The organism is Stenotrophomonas sp. GD04024, from assembly GCF_029837545.1.
GTDB classification, from domain to species: Bacteria; Pseudomonadota; Gammaproteobacteria; order Xanthomonadales; family Xanthomonadaceae; genus Stenotrophomonas; species Stenotrophomonas forensis.
In genome coordinates, this window is the sequence record NZ_JAOEDV010000002.1 from 40488 (window position 1) to 56421 (window position 15934).

At 66.6% G+C, this 15934-nt stretch carries 15 protein-coding genes; 4 read left to right on the forward strand and 11 right to left on the reverse strand.

All coding sequences use genetic code 11. The features are described 5' to 3' along the window. Positions 1-60: 60 nt before the first annotated feature. The 3 genes from ligD to N7590_RS01030 form a co-directional block, all read right to left on the reverse strand. Entirely contained in the window at positions 61-2547 is a 2487-nt protein-coding gene (ligD, locus tag N7590_RS01020) for a DNA ligase D (protein ID WP_053508082.1), read from the reverse strand. A gap of 3 nt (positions 2548-2550) precedes the next feature. Further along, on the reverse strand, positions 2551-3456 hold the full coding sequence (locus tag N7590_RS01025; RefSeq protein ID WP_053508084.1) for a Ku protein: 906 nt from the start codon (positions 3454-3456) through the stop codon (positions 2551-2553). Between the two features lie 167 nt (positions 3457-3623). Continuing rightward, the gene (locus tag N7590_RS01030; RefSeq protein WP_053508086.1) at positions 3624-4022 is read right to left on the reverse strand and encodes a hypothetical protein; all 399 of its coding nucleotides are present in this window, start codon (positions 4020-4022) and stop codon (positions 3624-3626) included. A gap of 146 nt (positions 4023-4168) precedes the next feature. Here N7590_RS01030 and N7590_RS01035 point away from each other — a divergent pair, with 146 nt between their 5' ends. After that, positions 4169-4513 (forward strand): hypothetical protein, encoded by a 345-nt coding sequence (locus N7590_RS01035; protein WP_053508091.1) that lies wholly within the window; start codon positions 4169-4171, stop codon positions 4511-4513. 111 nt (positions 4514-4624) lie between these two features. On the opposite strand, the gene N7590_RS01040 is transcribed toward N7590_RS01035, so the two are convergent. Then, positions 4625-6715 (reverse strand): TonB-dependent receptor, encoded by a 2091-nt coding sequence (locus N7590_RS01040; RefSeq protein WP_053508096.1) that lies wholly within the window; start codon positions 6713-6715, stop codon positions 4625-4627. Between the two features lie 171 nt (positions 6716-6886). On the opposite strand from N7590_RS01040, the gene N7590_RS01045 reads away from it, so the two are divergent. The 3 genes from N7590_RS01045 to N7590_RS01055 all read left to right on the forward strand — a co-directional run bounded on the left by N7590_RS01045 (position 6887) and on the right by N7590_RS01055 (position 10262). Next, positions 6887-8089 (forward strand): amino acid aminotransferase, encoded by a 1203-nt coding sequence (locus N7590_RS01045; protein ID WP_053448367.1) that lies wholly within the window; start codon positions 6887-6889, stop codon positions 8087-8089. 341 nt (positions 8090-8430) lie between these two features. Continuing rightward, positions 8431-9447, forward strand: a complete 1017-nt coding sequence (locus N7590_RS01050; protein WP_008265475.1) for a class 1 fructose-bisphosphatase — start codon at positions 8431-8433, stop codon at positions 9445-9447. Between the two features lie 107 nt (positions 9448-9554). Continuing rightward, positions 9555-10262 (forward strand): 2OG-Fe(II) oxygenase, encoded by a 708-nt coding sequence (locus tag N7590_RS01055; RefSeq protein ID WP_008265923.1) that lies wholly within the window; start codon positions 9555-9557, stop codon positions 10260-10262. Between the two features lie 90 nt (positions 10263-10352). On the opposite strand, the gene N7590_RS01060 is transcribed toward N7590_RS01055, so the two are convergent. The 7 genes from N7590_RS01060 to exbB form a co-directional block, all read right to left on the reverse strand. Then, entirely contained in the window at positions 10353-11444 is a 1092-nt protein-coding gene (locus N7590_RS01060; RefSeq protein WP_164240922.1) for a PA0069 family radical SAM protein, read from the reverse strand. A gap of 144 nt (positions 11445-11588) precedes the next feature. Then, positions 11589-12332 carry a pyridoxine 5'-phosphate synthase gene (locus N7590_RS01065; protein ID WP_053448362.1) on the reverse strand — a complete coding sequence of 248 codons (744 nt, stop codon included), beginning with the start codon at positions 12330-12332 and terminating at the stop codon, positions 11589-11591. Positions 12333-12341: 9 nt separating this feature from the next. After that, on the reverse strand, positions 12342-12611 hold the full coding sequence (locus tag N7590_RS01070; protein WP_053448361.1) for a hypothetical protein: 270 nt from the start codon (positions 12609-12611) through the stop codon (positions 12342-12344). Between the two features lie 40 nt (positions 12612-12651). Then, positions 12652-14112, reverse strand: a complete 1461-nt coding sequence (cls, locus tag N7590_RS01075; protein ID WP_053508105.1) for a cardiolipin synthase — start codon at positions 14110-14112, stop codon at positions 12652-12654. A gap of 102 nt (positions 14113-14214) precedes the next feature. Beyond that, positions 14215-14628: a biopolymer transporter ExbD gene (locus tag N7590_RS01080; RefSeq protein ID WP_004132666.1), complete on the reverse strand. Its 414-nt coding sequence runs from the start codon at positions 14626-14628 to the stop codon at positions 14215-14217. Between the two features lie 3 nt (positions 14629-14631). Further along, a complete protein-coding gene (locus tag N7590_RS01085; RefSeq protein WP_040006786.1) occupies positions 14632-15057 on the reverse strand; it encodes a biopolymer transporter ExbD in 426 nt (141 codons plus the stop codon). 57 nt (positions 15058-15114) lie between these two features. Next, the gene (gene exbB / locus N7590_RS01090) at positions 15115-15876 is read right to left on the reverse strand and encodes a TonB-system energizer ExbB (protein ID WP_008265438.1); all 762 of its coding nucleotides are present in this window, start codon (positions 15874-15876) and stop codon (positions 15115-15117) included. Between the last annotated feature and the right edge of the window lie 58 nt (positions 15877-15934).

A 15934-nucleotide genomic window follows, 5' to 3' on the forward strand; every position in this document is an offset into this window, starting at 1 on the left:
TCGTGCCGGCCGCTGGCCGGCAACTGTGGGATGGCCGAGGTTGCCGGCCAGCGGCCGGCACTACCGCTTCAGCGGCGGCAGCGTCTGCTTCAACCGTTCGATGCCCTGCCAGGGGTCACCCTTCAGCCGCTTCGCACGCGCCAGCGCCCTGGTCATCGGGAACGCATCGGCGGCGGTCACCTTTGCCAGTTCCTCCCAGCGTAACGGCACCGCCACGCCAGCGTTCTCGCGCGCCCGCAATGACCACGAACACACGCTGGTGGCACCGCGCGTGTTGCGCAGCCAATCGATGAAGATCACGCCGCTGCGCTTCGCCTTGCTCATCGTCGCCACGTAGCGATCAGGCTGCTGCAGTGCCATCGCCTGCGCGAATGCCTCGCAGAATGCCTTGGCCTTCTCCCAGTCCGCCTTCGGCTGCAGCGGCACCACCACGTGCACGCCCTTGCCGCCAGACAGCCGCACGAAGCTCTGCAGGCCGATCTGCAGCAGGCGGTCGCGGACATCACGCGCCCCCGCTTTCACCTGCGCCCAGCTCACGCCGTCGCCGGGGTCGAGATCGAACACCAGGCGGTCCGGATGCTCCGGGTCGTCTACCGCCGCACCCCACGGATGCAGCTCCAGCGTGTTCATCTGCACCAGCTGGAGCAGGCCACGCGCGTTGTCGATATAGACGTAGTCCTCGCGTCCGCTCTTCTGCTGCAGGGGCACCGCATGCACGGCATCACCCAGCCCGGGGCCATGGTGCTTCTGGAAGAAGCAGGTCTTGCCGACACCGTCGGGACAGCGCAGCACTGACAACGGCCTGCCGGCAATCTCCGGCAGGATCCAGCGCGCCATCTGCCGGTAGTAGTCGGCCACGTCGCCCTTGCTGAGTTTCTGATCCGGGAATACCACGCGTTCGGGGTGCGTGATCTGCACCTCGCCCACGGTGTCCACGTCTGCAGCGTTCACTTCCAGGTCCTCCACCTGCTTGTCGTTGCGCAGCCGCTTGAAGCTGGCCTGGCGCAGCAGTCCTTCCTTGCCCCAGCCACGGAAGGCGACCTCGGCCACCGCCACCGGCTTCACCCAGCGCACGCTGGACGCACTGAACGGCACATGCGCCGGCAACGGCAGAACGGGGGCCTTCACCGCCAGCGGCTGCAGTGCCTTGTGCAGCGCGCGCAGGCGTTCATCGTCGAAGCCGGTGCCTACGCGACCGACATAGCGCAGGCCGGCCTTGTCCTGCGCGGCCAGAAGCAACGAGCCGAATCCTACCCGCGAACCCTTGGGTGCCGTGTGACCGACGATCACGAACTCGTCGGTGTCCTCGTGCTTGACCTTGACCCAGCTGCGCGCACGGGCATTCACATAGGGCGCGTCGACCTGCTTGCTCACGATGCCCTCGAAACCCGCCTTGCCACTGGCAGCGAACACCTGTGGCCCGTGATCGATCACATGCTCACTGAAGGCGAGGATGCCGGGTACATTGCCCAGCAGCGCTTTCAGCAGCGCCTTGCGTTCCAGCAAGGGGGCGTGGCTGATGTCGGCACCGGCAACACCTGGCAGGTCGAAGACGATGTAGCGCAGCGGCTGTTTCGAACTGCCGTCGATCACCCGTTGCAGTGCTGCGAAGTCACTGCGGCCCTGCGCATCCAGTACCACCAGTTCACCGTCCAGGCGCGCATCGCGCACCGGCAGCGCCCGGATGGCCTGCACGACTTCGGGAAAATCGGCCGTCCAGTCCAGGCCATTGCGCGAACGCAGTTTCACTTCGCCATCGTGCAGATCAGCCAACAGTCGATAGCCATCCCACTTGATCTCATGCAGCCAGTGCTGGCCATCCGGCGCGGTGTCGCGGTGATCGGTCAATTGCGGTTTGAAGGCGCGTGGGTAGGGCGTGTCACGTGCACCGTCCAGTTTCAGCGCCCGCGCATGCCAGTGTGCATCGGCCTTGCGGGTAGTCCTGCGTGCGGCCGGCGTAGCGCGCTCTGTCCTTCCTGCCGTGCGCGCCTTCGCCGCCGATGAGCGTTTCGGCACGGGCGCTTCCAATAGATCATCCGCTTCGGCATCGCGCGCTTGCTCATCATCGCGCTTGATCAGCAGCCATTGCACCTGGCGCCCCTTCATCGCCGTGCGCACCAGCTTCCAACTGCCGGCCAACCGCTGCCCGTGCAGCACGAAGTCGATCTTGCCCGCCGCCAGCGCCTGCAATGGATCACCTTCACAGGCCCAGGTGCCATGATCGAAGACCTCCACATGGCCCGCGCCGTAATGGCCTTCGGGAATGTCGCCCTCGAACCCGGCGTAGGACAGCGGATGGTCTTCCACTTCCACCGCCAACCGCTTCTCGCCAACGCGCAGCGAAGGCCCCTTCGGCACGGCCCAGCTCTTCAGTACACCGTCCATTTCCAGGCGGAAATCGTAGTGGCGCGAACTGGCGTGATGCAGCTGGATGACGAACGTTGGCCGACGCTTCGGGTCACCGTGGGCGGGGGTGTCGTCAGGCTCCGGCGTCTGACCGCTACCTCCGCCGAGGCGACGCTTGCGCCGGTACTGATGCAGCGACATGGCTCAACCTGCCTTGCGCCGCGTGGTCTTCTTGACGGCCTTCTTGACGGCCTTCTTTGCCACCTTCTTCGCAGGCGCCTTGCGGGCCGCAGTCTTCTTCGCCGGTGTGCGCGTGTTCGCATCCAGGCTTTTCTGCAGCAGCGCCATGAAGTCGACCACATTGGTGGCCGCATCCTCATGCGGCGCCGGCTCCTCTTCCACCCGGGTGGTGCCGCCCTTGGACTTGATGCGCTTGTTCAGCACCTGCTGCAGGCGCTCGCGGAACTCGTCGTGGTACTGCGAGGGGTCCCAGTCGCCAGCCATCGACTCGATCAGCTGCTCGGCCATTGCCGATTCCTTGCCGGTGATGCGGTAGTCGGACAGTTTCCCGGCGGGCAGCGCGTAGTCCTCCGGGTCCACCAGCTCCTGTGGATAGCGCAGGATCATCAGCACCAGCGCGTCTGCCTGCGGCATCACCGCGCACAGGTACTCACGCGTGCGTACCACCACCCGCGCGATGCCCACCTTGCCGGTTTTTCGCAGCGTCTCGCGCAGCAGCACATAACCCTTCTCAGCCTTCTTGCCTGGCACCAGGAGATACGGCTTCTCGTAGTAGCGCGGATCGATCTGCGCTGCATCCACGAACGATTCCACTTCCACCGCTTCGTGGCTTTCCGGCGCGGCCGAGCGGATATCGCCTTCCTCCAGCACGACATAGCTGCCCTTGTCGTACTCGTAGGCTTTGACGATGTCCTTCCAGGGTACTTCCTCGCCGGTATCGGCGTTGACCCGCTCGAAGCGGATCGGCTTGCGGTCGCGCGAATCGAGCATGCGGAACTGCAGGTCGACCTTGCGTTCGCCGGACATCAGCGACACCGGCACGTTGAGAAGACCGAACGACAGCGTGCCGGTCCAGATCGGGCGGGCCATGGAGATACCTGTGACGGGGCAGGGGACAGCCAGCTTCAGCCCGGCGATGTAAACCACCCGTGTCGGTGCCGTGCACGTGGGTTCTACGCAGATGCGGTAGTGCCGGCCGCTGGCCGGCAACCCCAGAAAACTCCAGGTAGCGAACCTCTGCCGGCCAGCGGCCGGCACTACTGCAGCAGTGGCCGCACTGCCGCGGCCGGAATATGGTCCAGCGCGCGCCAGGCGTCTTCCACCACCGGCCGCGCCTGCGACCAGCTCAGCCGCGACTGCCCGCGCATCTGCTCCCAGTGCTCGGCCAGTTCCTCGCAGGTATCGGCGGCGTCACCGCGCGGCCAGTCGGCGGCGTGGGTGGTCAGCGCGAAGGCATAGACCGGGCACAGGTCACGCCAGTTGCGATGGCCGGGCCCGCGACGCTCCTCGTAATCGCTGAGCATGTACTGCAGGTAGTCCTGCGCCACCGCCTGCGGGTCTTCATGGCGACGCGTGCGGCGCGGCGCGGTGCGCTGGCCGAGCGGATCGAGCAGGGCGTTGAACACGGACGGTGCGGGTCGTTCAAGACGGGGCATGGCCGGCTCCTGCAGCGGGGGCGGGTGGGCAGGAATACGCGCGGTGCCGTTACCAGCGGGTGAGCGAGATGTTCATGACGCCAGGTTCGCGGCGGCTTTACCTTGCTGGCGGTGTAGTGGAGGCCCCGAGCGCAGGTAGCCAGACCATGAGCCGTGAAACCTCCCGAGACCCGCTGCGGGAAAACCACCCGCCCATTGCCGGCGAGCAGCGTGGCAAGCGCGACGCCGACACTGCCGACTACCGCGGTACCGGGGCCCCCTTCTTCGATGCCGCGCAGGGCGACGAGCACCTGCCGGTGAAGCATGAGGCTGAACAGGCGGCCCAGGACCGCAAGGACGGCGGCGACCGCCATCGCGGCGGCCAGGAAAGCCCGCTCAAGCGCCGCGAGCGCAAGCAGCGGGCCAGCGACAACCAGGACGAGGCACTGGAGGAAACCTTCCCGGCCAGCGACCCGACCTCACCGTTCGTGCCGGCCAAGGCGCCCGATTGAAGGGTAGTGCCGGCCGCTGGCCGGCAACCTCCGCAGATCCCGAACGGCGCGATGCCGGCCAGCGGCCGGCACTACCGGGGATCTTCCCGGCCAACAGCCGGCACGGCCGCTTCAGCGCCACGACCACTGCAGTCCCACGCTGGACCGCCGCCCCGGTCCGGGCTCGTAGAAGCGGCCGTTGCCGTCGTTGACGATCACCGAGCCGATGTAGGCCTGGTCCAGCACGTTCTCCAGCCGGGCGAAGGCACGCAGCTCGCCGCCGGGCAGGGTCCAGCGGCGGCCACCTTCCAGATGCAGCAGGGCGAAGCCCGGCGCTCGCTCGGTGGCCACGTCGTTCACCACCGTGTCGCTGCTGGCATTGGCTTCCAGCGCCCACTGCCAGTCGCCCGGCGTCCACTGCAACCGGGCGAAGGCCTGCTGGCGCGGCACGCCGGGCAGGCGGCTGCCGGTGGTAACCACGGTATTGGAGGTCAGGTAGGGCGAGCGCACCTGCGCCTGCAGCCAGGTCCAGGCCAGCTGCAGTTCCAGCTGCTCGGCCAGCGGCTGGCGGTACTGCAGTTCCAGCCCCTGGCGACGGGTACGGCCAATGTTGCGATAGGTGCTGCGTCCGCCGATATTGCTGGCAACAGCCAGCTCATCGTCGGTATCTGCACGGAAAAGGCTGACATCAAGCTGGGTTCCATCCTGTGCGTGCCACTTGCTGCCCACTTCCACGGAGCGGCTGCGCGCGGCGGCAAGATCCAGTGCCAGTCCCGCCTGACCGTCGGCGCGGTAACCCAGTTCGTTGAAGGTAGGCGTCTCGAAGCCGCGGCCAACGGCAGCGTGCAGGCGCCACTGCGGACTGGCCTCGAAGCTGATGCCGGCCACCGGGGTGGTCGCCTGGTAGCGACGGCGGCCGCTGTCGTCCGGGTTGCGGCCGGTGATGTAGCGATCGTCCGATTCGAAGCGCACGCTGCTGTGGCGCACGCCCGCCAGCAACGACCAGCGCGGGCTCCATTGCCACCAGGCCTGCGCGAACTGGTCCACGTTCTGCACGACGTCGATCTGGTCGCGGCGCAGCTGCCCGCGTACGCCCAGCGTGCTGCCGATGAAGTTCTCGTAGCCGGTGCGGTGCTGGCGCTGACGGTCGGCGCTGAGCCCGGCCACCAGGTCCAGCGGCCGTCCGGCGAGATCGCCGTGCCAGCCCCAGCGCGCGTCCAGCCCGCCGTAGCCTCCGTCCAGGTCGATCACCCCGCCCGCATGCAGGGGATTGGCCTGGGCCGCCGGCGGAATCGGCAGGTACTGACGCACCGCGCGCTGGCCGGCATAGCCCATCAGCTGCCAGCGCTGCGCGCCGGCCTCGCGGGTCCAGCGCAGCCCCGCCTGCTGCTGGCGCACCGATTTGCGGGTGTTGTACTGGTGTGCCACGGCGGTAGCCTGGCGCGGGTCCGCCGCCACCTGCGCGCGGGTCAGGCCCAGCGGATCCTGCGCATCGGGCGCATCCAGCGCATTGAGCAGCAGCTCCAGCCGCCCACCGCCCAGCTCACCGCCGATGCGCGCGTTGAGCGATTCACGGCGCGCCCGGCTGTGGTCACGCCAGCCATCGGTACGGAAGTGGTTGGCGGCGATGTTGTAGTCCAGCCCGTGGCCTGCGCCCTTCAGTTGCGCGCCGACACTGAGCGTGTTGTCGGCGCCGGCATTGAGGCGCAGCCGCCACGGGTCGCCGGCCTGGCCCTGTGCGCTCCACACCTGCAGCACGCCGCCGGAGGAGTTGCCATACAGCGCCGAGAACGGCCCACGCAGCACGTCGATGCGCTCGGCGCCGAGCAGGCTGGCATGCGACAACTGACCCTGGCCGTCGGGCATGGTCGCCGGTACGCCGTCGATCAGCACCCGCACCCCGCGCACACCGAAGGTCGAGCGCGCGCCGAAGCCCCGGATCGACAGCTGCGTGTCCTGCGCGAAGTTCTGCCGGTCGCGCGCGACCAGGCCCGGCACCCCGGCCAGTGCTTCGGACAGCTGCGCCCCGGCCCCGGCGCGGCGGGCGTCGATCCAGACCGTGTCCAGGCTGGCCGGCAGGGCGAACGGGTCGATGCCGGGTACGCGTGCGGCCTGCACCTGCACGGCGGGCAGGGCGGTGGGGGCAGGCTCGGCCATGCTGGCAAATGGCGACAGCAGCAGGGCGGACAGCGGCAGGCAATGGCGTCGTGCGGCGGGATTCATGATTCAGGTTGATGGATCGGGCGGCAACGCACGCCATGGTACGGGCCCGGGGATGACGATGGCGGCGGCCAGCCCCGGCAGGCTTTGTTACGATGGGCTGTTTCCGGCTGGAAAGCCGCAAGCCGCGTGGCGCAATTCCTCCCCCTTTCCGTCTACCGAACGAGTACCGCCGTGTCCTTCTTTGCAAACGTGGAACTGGTCCCAGGCGACCCGATCCTGGGCCTGACCGAGGCGTACAACGCCGACAGCCGCCCGACCAAGGTCAACCTGGGTGTGGGCATCTACTACGACGAGAGTGGCCGCATTCCGCTGCTGCGCGCCGTCAAGCAGATCGAGCAGCAGCTCGCCGCTGAAGCCAAACCGCGCGGCTACCTGCCGATCGATGGCCTGCCGGCGTACACGCAGGCCACGCGTGAGCTGGTGTTCGGCAAGGATTCGCCGCTGCTGGCCGCCGGCCGCGTCACCACCGCACAGACGGTGGGTGGCAGCGGTGCGCTGCGCGTCGGCGCCGACGTGCTGAAGAAGCTGCTGCCGCACGCCACCGTCGCGCTGAGCAACCCGAGCTGGGAAAACCACCGCGCCGTGTTCAGCGCGGCCGGCTTCGAGGTGGTGGATTACACCTACTTCGACCCAACCACCCATGGCGTCGATTTCGACGGCATGCTGGCCGACCTGGGCAAGCTGCAGGCCGGCACCGTGGTGCTGCTGCACGCCTGCTGCCACAACCCCACCGGCGCCGACCTCACCGTCACCCAGTGGAAGCAGGTCGCGCAGCTGCTGAAAGACAAGCAGCTGTTCCCCTTCATCGACATGGCCTACCAGGGCTTCGACAAGGGCATCGAGCAGGACGGCGCCGCCGTGCGCATCATCGCCGAGGCCGGCATTGACAGCTTCATCGTCGCCAACTCGTACTCCAAGTCGTTCTCGCTGTACGGCGAGCGCGTGGGTGCGCTGTCGATGGTCGCCCCGACCGCCGCGGACGCCAAGGCCGTGCAGTCGCAGGTCAAGCGCGTGATCCGCACGATCTACTCCAGCCCGTCCACCCACGGTGCCGCGCTGGTGGCCGGCGTGCTGACCAACCCGGACCTGCGCGCGATGTGGGAGCAGGAGCTGACCGAGATGCGCGAGCGCATCCATGCCCTGCGCCACGGCCTGGTCGAGAAGCTGGCCGCCGCCGGTGCGCCGCAGTTCGGCTTCATCAACGAGCAGGCCGGCATGTTCTCCTACTCCGGCCTGAGCCGTGAGCAGGTCGAACGCCTGCGCGACGAGTTCGGCATCTACGCCGTCGGCACCGGCCGCATCTGCGTGGCCGCGCTGAACCAGAACAACCTGGAATACGTCGCCAAGGCCGTGGCCACCGTCGCCAAGGGCTGAAACAACGCACCAGTGGTTTGATCGCAAAGGCGCCGCGAGGCGCCTTTGTTTTTTTGCATTTGCCCCTGCCTTTGCCACACCCACCGCGCTCGCGGCGAACCCTGAAGCGCGTGGGAGGGGGAGGCGATGCAGGACCGTTGGCGCCATGGATGGCGCCATCGAGCTTACATGGACGTACTTGCAGCGTGTCCTGCATCGCCTCCCCCTCCCACGAGCCTCGACAAAAGGAAGGCGCCACGAGCGCAACGCATCTGGAAACGATTACGCCTTCCCGCGGTCACGCACGTCCCCTCCAGACCGGCGACAATAGGCGTTTTCCCGCTGCCGAGACCTGCCCGCTCATGTCCCGTACTTCGTTGACCCGCTTCCTGATCCAGGAACAGCACGCCGGCCGCATCAATGCCGACCTGCGCCAGCTGATCGCGGTCGTCGCCCGCGCCTGCACCAGCATCTCCATCGCCGTCAGCAAAGGCGCCCTCGGCGGCGTGCTGGGCGAGGCCGGTACCGGCAACGTGCAGGGCGAAGCGCAGAAGAAGCTGGACGTCATCAGCAACGAGATCCTGCTCGAAGCCAACGCCTGGGGTGGCCACCTCGCCGCCTGCGCCTCGGAAGAAATGGACCACAGCCAGCCGGTGCCGGACATCTATCCGCGTGGCGACTTCCTGCTGCTGTTCGATCCCCTCGATGGCAGCTCCAACATCGACGTCAACGTCTCGGTCGGCACCATCTTCTCGGTGCTGCGCTGCCCGACCAACGTGGAACTGCCGGGCGATGACGCGTTCCTGCAGCCGGGCAGCAAGCAGATCGCCGCCGGCTACTGCATCTACGGGCCCAGCACCCAGCTGGTGCTGACCGTCGGCCATGGCACCCACGCTTTCACCCTGGACCGCGAGAAGGGCGAGTTCGTGCTGACCACCGAGAACATGCAGATCCCGGCGGCCACCCAGGAATTTGCCATCAACATGTCCAACCAGCGGCATTGGGAAGCGCCGATGCAGGCCTACGTCGGCGACCTGCTGGCCGGCAAGGAAGGCGCACGCGGCAAGAACTTCAACATGCGCTGGATCGCCAGCATGGTCGCCGACGTGCATCGCATCCTGACCCGCGGCGGCATCTTCATCTACCCGTGGGACAAGAAGGACCCGTCCAAGGCCGGCAAGCTGCGCCTGATGTACGAAGCCAACCCGATGGGCCTGCTGGTCGAGCAGGCCGGTGGCGCCGCCTCGACCGGCCGCGAGCGCATCCTCGATATCCAGCCAGACCAGCTGCACCAGCGAGTGCCGGTGTTCCTCGGCTCGCGCGAGGAAGTGGCCGAAGCCGTGCGCTACCACCACGCGCACGACGGCGCGCAGGGCTGAGGGTTCGTCACTGACAACGGTCATGGCAGTTCGATGACATGACCGTGGGGTGACACCACGGGCGGCAAACGGCACCATCGAGCCATTGCCGCCTAAGGAATGCACGCATGCACGAGCAGGGCCCGGTCGATTTCATCGAAGTCATCCACAATGCCGTCCCCAGCGACGTCTGCGCGGCGATCGTTGAGCGCATGCGTGCAACGCGTGGCCTGCTGCCCGGTGCGGTGGGCAGCGGTGTGTTCCCGGAACTCAAGCACAGCAAGGATCTGCGCATCAGTGGACTGGACGGCTGGCAGGATGTCGACCAGCAGCTGCAGATCGCGGTGTTCAACGGCCTGCTGACTTATCTACGCCGTTATCCACAGGCGTTGATCGCTCCACTGATGTTGCAGATCCAGGACAGCAATGGCCAGCCGCGACGCCTGTCTGCCGAAGACTTCCCCGACATGCCGCCGCAGCAGCTGGCCGACCTGGCACGCACCTGCCTGCGCCCAGGCGCGATCAACCTGCAGTGGTACGCGGCGGGCGAGGGCGGCTATCCGTACTGGCACTGCGAGCTTTACCCGAAGGATGCCCAGGCCGAGACCCTGCACCGGCACGTGCTGTGGACGCTGTACCTCAACGATGACTTCGAGGAAGGCGAAACCGAGTTCCTGTTCCAGGGCCGCAAGATCGCGCCACGCACCGGCAGCCTGCTGATCGCCCCGACTGCGTTCACCCACACCCATCGCGGCAACCGGCCGCAGGGCGGCGACAAGTTCATCGCCACCAGCTGGATCCTGTTCCAGAGCGCGCAGAAGTTGTTTGGGGCGTAGCGTCGAGCTTGCTCGACTTCGTTGTATTCCCCGTAGAGTCGAGCTTGCTCGACTGCTTTTCCGTCGCCAGTCGAGCAAGCTCGACGCTACTCAGAACAACGAGCCCTGCGGCGAATCCTTCTTCGGTGGCAATGGCTTCAGGAACCGGCTGCAATCCAGCTTCGGCCAGTGGCTGTTCTGTGCATTGAACCCGAGGCGCTTGCGCGCCAGCTTGAAGCGGTTGTTCAACAGATCCGCATACACGCCTTCGCCGCGCATGCGCGTGCCGAACTGGCTGTCGTAGTCCTTGCCACCGCGCAGCTGCTGGATGGTGCTCATCACGTGCGCGGCGCGATCTGGATGATGGGTATCCAGCCAATCGCGGAACAGCGGCGCCACTTCCAGTGGCAGGCGCAGCAGCACGTAACCCGCGGTGCTGGCGCCAGCGTCATGCGCGGCCTCCAGCACGGCTTCCAGTTCGCTGTCGTTGATCCATGGAATCACCGGCGCCACCATCACCCCGACCGGAATGCCGGCCTCATGCAGGCGCTTCATCGCGCGCAGCCGTGCATGCGGTGCCGATGCGCGCGGTTCCAGCTTGGCCGAGAGATGCGGGTCCAGCGAGGTCACCGAGAAATGCACGCTGACCAGGTTTTCCGCGGCCAGCGGCGCGAGCAGATCGATATCGCGCTCGACCAGCGCGTTCTTGGTGATCAACGAGAACGGATGCCTGGTTTCCAGCATCACTTCGATCAGCTGGCGGGTCAGCTTGAACTTGCGCTCGATCGGTTGGTACGCATCGGTGTTGATGCCCAGCGCGATCGGCTGCGGCACGTAACCCGGTTTCGACAGCTCCTTGCGCAGCAGCTGCGGCGCATTGGTCTTGGCGAACAACTTGGTCTCGAAATCCAGGCCCGGCGACAGGTTCAGATAGGCATGCGAGTGGCGCGCAAAGCAGTACGAGCAGCCATGCTCGCAGCCCCGATACGGATTCACCGACTGGCTGAAGCCGACATCCGGCGAGTTGTTTCGGGTGATGATGCTGCGTGCGGTTTCGGCGCGCACCTCGGTGCGCAGGCGCGGGGCCAGGAACTCCTCGCTCTCGTCGACCGCCCAGCCATCATCTATCGCCTCGCTCACGGTGCTTTCAAAGCGCCCGGCAAGGTGGGACGTGGAACCTCGGCCCTTGATCGCAATACCCATGCACGCAGAGTACGCCGCGACCGTCTCAACGGCTGCGACGGCCGCCTGAAGGGTTCAGCCCCCTTGTAGAGTCGAGCCATGCTCGACTCCATTTCCCATCCGTCCCGGGGCAGTCGAGCATGGCTCGACTCTGCTGGGTAAGGGTCAGAGCAGCGCCAGGTACCCGCGCACGGTGGCATCCAGGCCGTCATACAGCGCTTCGCCGATCAGCGCGTGGCCGATCGACACCTCCAGCACATCCGGCACGTGGGCCAGGAAGTCGCGCAGGTTGTCCTGCGACAGATCGTGGCCAGCGTTGACGCCCAGGCCGACGGCCTGCGCTCGACGTGCGGCAGTGGCGAACAGCGCCAGCATCGCCTCGGCGTCGCCGGCGGCGTGTGCCTCAGCGTAGGGGCCGGTGTACAGCTCGATGCGGTCTGCGCCGACTTCAGCTGCCTGCTCCAGCAGTGGGTTGCCGGCGTCGACGAACAGGCTGACCCGGCAACCCATTGCTTTCAGTTCGGCGACCAGCGGGCGCAGGCGCTCGGCGTCGCGCTCGAAGTCGAAGCCATGGTCGGAGGTGATCTGGCCGTCGCCGTCCGGCACCAGGGTGGCCTGTGCCGGGCGGGTCTGCTCGCACAGCGGCAGCAAGCCCGGGTAACCCTCGCGTGGCGGAGCGAACGGATTGCCTTCGATGTTGAACTCCACGCCACGGGCGCGGGTCAGCGTGGACAGGGCCAGCACGTCCTCGGCGGTGATATGGCGGCGGTCCGGCCGCGGGTGCACGGTGATGCCATGCGCGCCGGCATCCAGGCAGGCCTGGGCGGCACGCACCACGTCCGGTTCGGCGCCGCCACGCGAGTTGCGCAGGACGGCGATCTTGTTGACGTTGACGCTGAGCTGGGTCATGGAACGGAACTACTTGGAAAGAGGGGACGGATCGTGGTCGTTGCCGTCGTCGTTGCGGCGGGCCCGGGCCTGTTCGCGCAGGCGCCGCAGTTCCTCGGCATCGACCAGGGTGGCAGGGTCGCGCTGCAGGTCGCCAAAGCGGGCCACGTAGCGGCCGCGTACCCAGGCCAGCAGGAAGGCGAGGGCAGCCAGCAGGCACAGGGTCATCAGCCCGGCGCTGGGGGTCTTCAGCGCAAAGGCGAAACAGCCCAGCGCCAGCAGCAGGTACAACCAGTACATAGTCGGGCTCCCCGGATGATCGGCGCAGTGTAGCGCTGCGTCAGAGCAGCGGCGAGGCCAGCCGCGCGAACGCCTCGGGCAGGCGGTGCAGCCACAGCGAGCGGCCGGCCTGGTCGTGCACGCGGGTGGCACGGTCGAATTCGCCCTGCAGCAGCTCGGCCAGGGCGGCGACGCGGTCACGGTCGCTGATCATCATCGACAGCTCGAAGTTCAGCCGGAAGCTGCGGTGGTCGAAGTTGGCGCTGCCGACGATGCAGACATCGTCGTCGGCGATGAAGGCCTTGGTGTGCAGCATGCGCGGGCCGTACTCGTAGATCTTCACGCCGGCATGCAGCAGCTCGTCGAAGTAGGAGCGCGCGGCCTGGGTGACGAACCAGGAGTCACTCATCTTCGGCACCAGCAGGCGTACGTCCAGGCCGCCCAGCGCCGCCGAGGTCAGCGCCATCCGCGCGGCCTCGCCGGGCACGAAGTAGGGCGTGACCAGCCAGACGCGTTCGTGCGCCTCCTGGATAGCGGCCACATGCAGGCGGTGGATCGTTTCCCATCCCGAGTCGGGCCCGGACACCAGCACCTGGGCGTTGATGGGGCCGTCCGCGCGCAGCGGCATTTCGGCCGGCCACAGCCGCGCGATATCGAAGCGCGAATGGTCCTGGCCACTGGCGTAAAGCCAGTCCTCGGCGAACACCAGCTGCAGGCTGCGCACCACGTGGCCGCGGATGCGCATGTGCAGGTCACGGTAGGCGTCGGCCCTGCGGCTCTCGTCTTCGTCGTCGGTGATGTTGATGCCGCCGGTGAAGGCCAGGCGGCCGTCCACGATCACCAGCTTGCGATGGGTGCGCAGGTTCAACCAGGGCCGCTTGAACGGCTTCAGCAGTTGCCGCGGATGGAACCAGATCGCTTCGCCGCCTGCATCCAGCAGCGGCTGCAGGAAGCGGCGGGGCAGGGCGGAAGAACCCACGGCATCCAGCAGCAGGCGTACCTGCACACCGGCACGGGCACGTTCGACCAGGGCATCGCGCAGCGCGGTGCCGGCGTGGTCCGGGTTGAAGATGTAGTACTCCAGATGCACGTGGTCGCGCGCCTGTGCGACGGCTTCCAGCAGGGCAGCGTAGGTGGCGGCGCCATCCACCAGCCAGGTCACTTCGGTGGCGCTGCTCGGTGCCAGCCCGGTGGTGGCCTGGGCGATCTTGGCCAGCTCGGTGCAGTCGGCATCGGGTGGGCAGACGTCGCTGTAGTGCTCCATGCCCGAACGCGCACGGCCACGGCGCAGGCGCTGCCGCTTCACCTTCTGCGGGCCGAGCAGGTAGTAGATGAAGAGGCCCAGGTACGGCAGCAACGCCAGCGACAGGATCCAGCTCAGCGTGGCCACCGGCTCGCGCTTCTGCAGCATGATCCAGCCCGCCAGGGCGAACAGGTACAGCAGGTAGGCCACCGCCAGGATGGTGCCGAGGTGGGCGATGCCGTCGAGCCAGTGGCGCAGGGAGTCGAAGAGGGCGAGCATCCGCCGATCATAGCGGCCCGGGCGGCCAGGGATAAAAAAAGACGCCCCTGTTTCCAGGGGCGTCTGCAGTCGCGTCATGACTGTTGTGTTGCGGTGTAGCGATTACTGCTGCACAAAACCGATCTTCTTCATCTGAGCATTCTTCGCGGCGGCCAGGACCTTGGCCATCACGTCGTACTCGGAATCCGGGCTGGCGTCGATGCGCAGTTCCGGCTGGTTGGTCGGGTCACGCTGGACCTCCTGCTCCATCCGCTGCTGCAGCTCGCTCGCATTGATCGGGCTGTTGTTCCACGAGACCTGGTTGCTGGCGTCGATCTTCAGTTCGATCGGCGGCGGCGGTTCGACCAGCTGCGGCGGTGGGTTGAGCACGCGCTGCGGCAGGTCCACGGCGATCGGGTACGTCATGATCGGCGCGGTCACGATGAAGATGATCAGCAGAACCAGCATCACGTCCACGAGGGGCGTGACGTTGATGTCTGCCATGGGGCCCTTGCCACCACCACTACTGAATGCCATGGCTTATTGCCCCTTTTCTTTGGTCGCGACGAAGCCGACGTCCAGCATGCCCTGCTCCTGCGCGACCTTGGTCAGGTCGTTGATGACGCGCATCTTGGTGGTGCGGTCACCACGCAGGTTCAGCGGCGGCTGCGGGGTCTGCTGGGCGGCGGTCGCCAAGCGCGACTCGAGAGTCTGCTTGTTGATTTCTTCGTCGTTCCAGTAGATCGAGCCGTCTTCCTTGACTGCCAGGGTGATCGGGCCGGCACGCTTTTCAGCGTCTTCCGGCTTCTGGATCAGGTTGGCTTCCGGCAGATCCACCTTGACCTTGTGGGACATCAGGGGCGCCGTGATGATGAAGATGATCAGCAGCACCAGCATCACGTCCACGAGGGGCGTAACGTTGATGTCGGCCATGGGGCCGCCGCTGTTACCACTACTGAAAGCCATAACGGGCTCCGTCTAGATCGTGTTGACTACGTTCTCGCTGGGTACAGCGCGTCGCAATTAGCGGACGCGCGAACCGGTGGCGAAGAAGTCGTGCAGGTCGTGCGCGAAGGTATCGAACTTGCTGATGGTCGCGCTGTTGACCTTGCTGAAGAAGTTGAAGGCGAACACGGCCGGGATTGCGACGAACAGACCGATCGCGGTCATGATCAGCGCTTCACCCACCGGGCCGGCAACGGCGTCGATCGAAGCGGAGCCGGTGGCACCGATCTTGATCAGCGCGCCGTAGATGCCCCACACGGTACCCAGCAGACCGACGAACGGAGCGGTCGCACCGACGGTCGCCAGCAGGGTCATGCCCGACTGCAGCTTGTTGCTTTCGCGGGTGACGGCCTGGCGCAGGGCGCGGTCGACGAACTCCGAACGGCTCAGGTTCTCACCGACGCCGCCGGTAGCACCGCCTTCAGCGCGCTGGTGGTGGGCAGCTGCCTGGGCAGCGTCCAGGGCGATCTTCGAGAACGGCTCGGATGCCGGCTGTTCTTCCATCGCACGGATGGCGTCCTGTGCGTTCGGGGTGTCCCAGAACAGGCTGACGACGCGATCAGCGGCGCTCTTCAGACGGACCGAACGGAAGATGTTGATGACGGTCCAGTACCAGGACATGGCCGACATCACGATCAGGGTCAGCAGCACGACCCAGGAAACCGCGAAATCACCCGGCTTGGTGGTCATTTCGTGGATCAGGTGCTCGAAGCCCATCTGCGACAGGGCGTTGGACGGATTGCCCCCGGCAGCAGCGGCGATGAAAAGTTCCTGCAGCATGACGCTTACCTTTGTTGTGTGTGGTGATAAAGGGTGTAGCTAAGCTAAACAATCGAAC

Excerpts from the sequence above, each read along its gene's own strand:
- exbB (WP_008265438.1), bottom strand. The coding sequence starts at position 15,876 with ATGCTGCAGGAACTTTTCATCGCCGCTGCTGCCGGGGGCAATCCGTCC.
- N7590_RS01035 (WP_053508091.1), top strand. The coding sequence starts at position 4,169 with ATGAGCCGTGAAACCTCCCGAGACCCGCTGCGGGAAAACCACCCGCCC.
- N7590_RS01065 (WP_053448362.1), bottom strand. The coding sequence starts at position 12,332 with ATGACCCAGCTCAGCGTCAACGTCAACAAGATCGCCGTCCTGCGCAAC.
- N7590_RS01050 (WP_008265475.1), top strand. The coding sequence starts at position 8,431 with ATGTCCCGTACTTCGTTGACCCGCTTCCTGATCCAGGAACAGCACGCC.
- N7590_RS01030 (WP_053508086.1), bottom strand. The coding sequence starts at position 4,022 with ATGCCCCGTCTTGAACGACCCGCACCGTCCGTGTTCAACGCCCTGCTC.
- N7590_RS01080 (WP_004132666.1), bottom strand. The coding sequence starts at position 14,628 with ATGGCATTCAGTAGTGGTGGTGGCAAGGGCCCCATGGCAGACATCAAC.
- N7590_RS01060 (WP_164240922.1), bottom strand. The coding sequence starts at position 11,444 with ATGGGTATTGCGATCAAGGGCCGAGGTTCCACGTCCCACCTTGCCGGG.
- cls (WP_053508105.1), bottom strand. The coding sequence starts at position 14,112 with ATGCTCGCCCTCTTCGACTCCCTGCGCCACTGGCTCGACGGCATCGCC.
- N7590_RS01025 (WP_053508084.1), bottom strand. The coding sequence starts at position 3,456 with ATGGCCCGCCCGATCTGGACCGGCACGCTGTCGTTCGGTCTTCTCAAC.
- N7590_RS01055 (WP_008265923.1), top strand. The coding sequence starts at position 9,555 with ATGCACGAGCAGGGCCCGGTCGATTTCATCGAAGTCATCCACAATGCC.
- N7590_RS01085 (WP_040006786.1), bottom strand. The coding sequence starts at position 15,057 with ATGGCTTTCAGTAGTGGTAACAGCGGCGGCCCCATGGCCGACATCAAC.
- N7590_RS01040 (WP_053508096.1), bottom strand. The coding sequence starts at position 6,715 with ATGAATCCCGCCGCACGACGCCATTGCCTGCCGCTGTCCGCCCTGCTG.
- N7590_RS01070 (WP_053448361.1), bottom strand. The coding sequence starts at position 12,611 with ATGTACTGGTTGTACCTGCTGCTGGCGCTGGGCTGTTTCGCCTTTGCG.
- ligD (WP_053508082.1), bottom strand. The coding sequence starts at position 2,547 with ATGTCGCTGCATCAGTACCGGCGCAAGCGTCGCCTCGGCGGAGGTAGC.